Below are 5,262 nucleotides of genomic sequence, written 5' to 3'. Positions count from 1 at the left end.
GAGTCGGGGAGGGGGAGCCAATTTACTATACTTCCATAGACATCTCTTCAAATTTGCTCTACCATTTCTCTTTTAAAACAAAAACTTTTTGATTACAAAAACTAACTATTTGATAACTTTCTCTATCAAGCTATAATTATTTTAATAATCATGAGGTTGTGTCCTCCCCTTTGACATATAAAGATTAAACAATGGCAGCTTTTAAAAAACTTATTTTTATACAACTGATGGCTTGGTTGATTCTTGTGACCGCTGGCTGTTATTTTATTAGCCAAAATTTTGATAGTGCCATCGGTAAAGCTCAAAAAAATGCGCAAGCGACAGTCGAGCAATATATTAAAAACCTATCTGCAACTGACCTCTCTGCTGATAACTTAAAAAACACACTTGCAAGCAGTGAAATCTTTTCACACTTTACCTTACGTGATTATCAAGGTGCTGAAGTATTTTCAGTTAACAACGCACCGCAATTGCCTGTTATTGCCGAACTTATTCAGTCAAGCAACAACTCAGTGCGCCCTCAGTATGCCACTAATGATAACGCCGATATAAAAGTTGAATTTAAAATCAACATCACTCATTTGAGTGAGCAGTTTCAAGCTGCTTTTTTTATAATTTTAATTATTAGCACCCTACTCGCTCTAATACCTATTGCATTAATGAAAACCATTGTTAAGCACATTAATGACAATATATGTACGGACGTTGCTGATGTCATTGATATTTATATAAACCAAAATCAACTAGGCGATGATTTTGCGACTAAAATTGATTCGCCAGAGTTAGCTAAGTTAGGGAAAAGTTTAATTCCTAGCTTTAATCGTTTATCGCACTTTTTAAAAAGTAAAAATGACAATATAAAAAATGCTGCACACACAATAAAACGTGAAGCCTACAAAGACGGTGTTACTGAGTTAGGTAATCGCAACATGTTTGTTGATTACTACGAAAAGAATATTGAAAACACCGAAGTAAGTACATTTGGCTCTTTAGCACTCGTTCGCTGTAGTGAGTTACAGTCTATAAATCAAAGCCGCGGTTATCAAAAAGGTGATGAGTACATTAAAGCCGTTGCAGATATTATTGTAAGTATCAGTGGCACCTATTCCGGCAGCCAAGTTTTTAGAGTTAACAGCTCTGATTTTATAACAATTTTACCAAATACCCCGTTGAAAGAAGCTGAAAAGTTTGGTGAGAACTTACAATCTCGCTTTACTCAATATATGCAAAACCAAGAGCTTAGCTCAGTTGCAAACACAGGTATTGTTGGTTACGAAAAATCAAAGCCTTTAGGTGAGTTGCTCTCTATTGTTGATAATGCAATGAGCATGGCTCAGTCTAAGCAAGCTAATGCGTGGCATGTGCAACGTGATACTGATCTAGTTAATAATGTGAGCGCAGGATTTGGTAACCAAAACTGGCGTAAAGTGATTAACGAAGTAATTGAGTCTAAAAGCGTCCATTTGGTGATCCAAAATATTATGCCTTTAGGCAAAAGCATTAAAGCCTATGCTGAAATTCAAGCCCGCTTCAAAACAGAAGAAAACCAAGCTTTGCCTACTGCTTCATTTTTAGCAATGGCTGAAAAGCTCGATATGGCTATTGAAATTGACAAGCTGATAATAGACTCATCTTTAGAAAGAATAAAATCGAGTAATTTATCTGAAAAGTATTTTGGCTTAAATATCACCCCATCTAGCGCGCACAGCGACCAGTTTATGATTTGGTTAGAGCGCCGTTTACTTAAAGATACGCATATTGCTTCTAAGTTAATTTTTGAAGTGAGTGAATTTGGTCTTCAACAAAACATTAAAGCAAGCAAACGCTTTATTGATATGGTGCATCGCGTTGGTGCCAGAATAACTGTAGAACGCTTTGGTGTCGGACTCACCTCATTTAAATTTTTCAGAGATTTAAAACCAGACTTTATTAAAATGGATGCAAGCTATACCCGAGGTTTAGAGGACGATAAAAACAATCAATACTTTATGCGTTTAATGGTCGACCTTGCTCATAGAATTGGCGTTAGTGTTTTTGCAGAGGGCGTTGAAAGCCAAGAAGAAAAGCACATTGTAGAAACCCTATGCCTTGATGGTGTCCAAGGTTACTATATTGAAAAGCCTAAAGACATCTAACTAATTACCCTATTTAATAATAAAAAAGAGCATTTATGCTCTTTTTTACTTTTTAAAGTGTGCTTTTATGACTGTTCAGCCGTTAAAATGCTGACAGTTTTTTAATTGCAAACTCCCTTAAATTTAACCCTTTACAATTAGCCCATTATTTAACGTTGTTTATTTAACTGATAATCACTCAACGTGTTGTTAATCGCAGTAGAAAAAAGGATAATACACGGGATTTTATTAGCGTGAGGCACACATGACAGAATACGTCTTGTTATTAATTGGAACAGTGTTAGTTAACAACTTTGTATTAGTACAATTTTTAGGCCTTTGCCCATTTATGGGTGTATCAGGAAAACTTGATACAGCCATAGGTATGTCTTTAGCAACTACCTTTGTGCTAACGCTTGCCTCTGTGACCAGTTATTTAGTAAACGAGTATATTTTATTACCACTAGATATCACCTACCTGAAAACAATGAGCTTTATTTTAGTTATTGCAGTGGTTGTTCAATTTACTGAAATGGTTGTTAGAAAAACCAGTCCAACGCTATATCGTTTATTGGGAATATTTTTACCTTTAATAACGACTAACTGTGCAGTACTCGGTGTTGCTTTATTAAATATCAAAGAAGATCACACCTTTTTACAATCTGCCGTCTATGGGTTTGGTGCCGCAGTGGGTTTTTCATTAGTTTTAGTTTTATTTGCGGCATTACGCGAACGCCTAGCCGCAGCAGATGTTCCCACTCCATTTAAAGGTGCTTCAATCGCAATGATAACGGCAGGTTTAATGTCAATGGCCTTTATGGGTTTTACTGGATTAGTGAAGTTTTAATATGACCTTGTTGTACGCTTTAATAGCGCTGGGTTTACTGGCGTTAATTTTCGGATTAATTTTAGGATTTGCAGCCGTACGTTTTCGAGTTGAGGGTAATCCTGTAGTAGAGCAAATCGATACCATTTTGCCACAAACACAATGTGGTCAATGTGGTTATCCTGGTTGTCGCCCTTATGCAGAAGCCATTGCCAATGGCGATGAAATAAACAAGTGCCCACCCGGTGGTGATGCGACAGTTAAAAAGTTGGCTGATTTGATGGGTGTTGAGGCTAAACCTCTAGCCGGCGGCGAACAAGCCGAGCCAGTTAAAACGGTGGCCTACATTCGCGAAGATGAATGTATTGGTTGTACCAAATGTATTCAAGCCTGCCCTGTTGATGCCATTGTTGGTGCAACCCGACAAATGCACACCGTTCTAATTGACGAATGTACAGGCTGTGACTTGTGCGTTGAACCTTGTCCGGTTGATTGTATTGACATGCTACCCGTTGCACCAACAAAACAAACTTGGAAATGGCAACTAGACGCTATTCCTGTTACCCAAATAGATTAGAGGTTTGAGTGGAAAAGTTACTTGAACAAATAAAAAAAGGCACCGTTTGGGCATTTCCTGGCGGCGTACATCCTCCGCAGCAAAAGTCATTATCTAATAATGCGCCTATTGCGCGCCTTCCTTTGCCTGAAAAACTCGTTCTACCTTTAAAGCAGCATATTGGCGCTAGCGGCAAGTTAATTGTAGAAAAAAGCCAGCACGTATTAAAAGGTCAACCATTAACTAAGCCCTCTGCTAACTGGTCGGTACCTGTGCATGCACCTACATCAGGCACTATTATTGATATTACGCCTATGCCATCAGCACACCCTTCTGCTTTGCCTGAATTAAGCATTATTATTGAACCCGATGGCAAAGATACTTGGTGTGAACTGTCGCCTTTAGCAAACCCAGCCAATGCATCACACGATGAACTCGTTGATGTTATTCATAATGCGGGGATCTCTGGCATGGGAGGCGCAGGTTTTCCAACCTACGTTAAAGCAGATATTAAGCAGCCGATTGAGTTTTTAATCGTGAACGCGGTTGAGTGTGAACCTTACATCACGGCTGACGATACTTTAATGCGCGAACATGCCGCTGAAATAATCAAAGGTATTGAGCTCATGCAACAGCTGCTCAATCCTACCCTGTGTATTATTGGTATTGAAGATAATAAGCCCGAGGCTATCACAGCCATGACAGAAGCGGCGAAGCATAACGAGCATATTTTAATACAAACCGTGCCCACGGTTTACCCTTCTGGCGGTGAAAAACAGCTGATAAAGCTACTCACTAACCGTGAAGTTCCTAATGGTGGCATTCCTGCTGATATCGGTATTTTAGTGCATAACACCGGCACTTTATTTGCGATACAGCAAGCTGTATACGAAGGCAAACCGTTAATTGAACGTGTAGTTACCGTTACCGGCAATACCATACATAAGCCCGGTAATGTATGGGCGCTATTAGGTACTGAGATAAAACACTTACTGGATTGCCAAGGGTTTTCACCCGTACCACAACAGCGCGTCGTTATGGGCGGCCCTATGATGGGCTTTACCTTACCTACGGTTCGTATTGGCGTTGTTAAAACAACAAACTGTATACTTGCTCCAGATCATAAAGAATTAGCAGAGCCAGGCCCAGAAAAAGCCTGTATTCGTTGCAGTGCCTGTGCAGATGCGTGCCCTGCTTCATTGTTACCACAGCAGTTACAGTGGTTTGCTAAATCAAAAGAATACGACAAACTCCAAGAACATAACTTATTTGATTGTATTGAATGTGGCGCGTGTGCCTATGTTTGCCCAAGTGAAATACCACTCGTTCAGTACTACCGCGTTGCAAAAGTTGAGATTAAAGAGCAAATTGCCGAGAAGATAAAATCTGATCGCGCTAAAGAACGATTTGATGCACGTAAAGCGCGTTTAGAGCAAGAGCAAGCTGAGCGAAAAAATCGTCACAAACGTAAGCCAGCAGCTAAATCGACCGAAGAGCAGCAAAAAGTAGCCGATGCCCTTGCCCGTGTTAAAGATAAAACCAGCGGTGGTGACAATAAATCAGCTATAGCAGCGGCAATTGCGCGTGCTAAAGCTAAAAAGCAAGGTGGCGAACTTGAGCCAGATAACAGTGAAGTTGCGAAAGAACGCGCAGTCCGTAAAGAGCAAGCTCGCCTTTATAAAGAGCAAAAGGCACAAAATAATGGTGATGACGAAGCTGTAGATGACAAAAAGTCAGCAGTTGCAGCCGCTATTGCCCGTGCTAAA

At 39.9% G+C, this 5,262-nt stretch carries 4 protein-coding genes; all 4 read left to right on the top strand.

From position 1 onward, the window contains the following. Positions 1 to 191 precede the first annotated feature (191 nt). Positions 192 to 2,135, top strand: coding sequence for a bifunctional diguanylate cyclase/phosphodiesterase (locus CWB75_RS18455; RefSeq protein WP_138571407.1), 1,944 nt, complete (start codon positions 192 to 194; stop codon positions 2,133 to 2,135). Positions 2,136 to 2,379: 244 nt separating this feature from the next. Then, positions 2,380 to 2,961 (top strand): electron transport complex subunit RsxA, encoded by a 582-nt coding sequence (rsxA, locus tag CWB75_RS18450; protein WP_008115244.1) that lies wholly within the window; start codon positions 2,380 to 2,382, stop codon positions 2,959 to 2,961. Between the two features lies 1 nt (position 2,962). After that, positions 2,963 to 3,517, top strand: a complete 555-nt coding sequence (gene rsxB / locus CWB75_RS18445) for an electron transport complex subunit RsxB (protein WP_008115242.1) — start codon at positions 2,963 to 2,965, stop codon at positions 3,515 to 3,517. Positions 3,518 to 3,525: 8 nt separating this feature from the next. Further along, positions 3,526 to 5,262 (top strand): electron transport complex subunit RsxC (rsxC, locus tag CWB75_RS18440; protein WP_138571406.1); only part of this gene is annotated, 1,737 nt, incomplete at its 3' end.

It is taken from the genome of Pseudoalteromonas sp. S1608 (assembly GCF_005887265.1).
Taxonomy (GTDB): domain Bacteria; phylum Pseudomonadota; class Gammaproteobacteria; order Enterobacterales; family Alteromonadaceae; genus Pseudoalteromonas; species Pseudoalteromonas undina.
The sequence above is the reverse complement of the archived record's forward strand: the minus strand, read 5'-3'. Positions and strand labels throughout refer to the sequence as shown.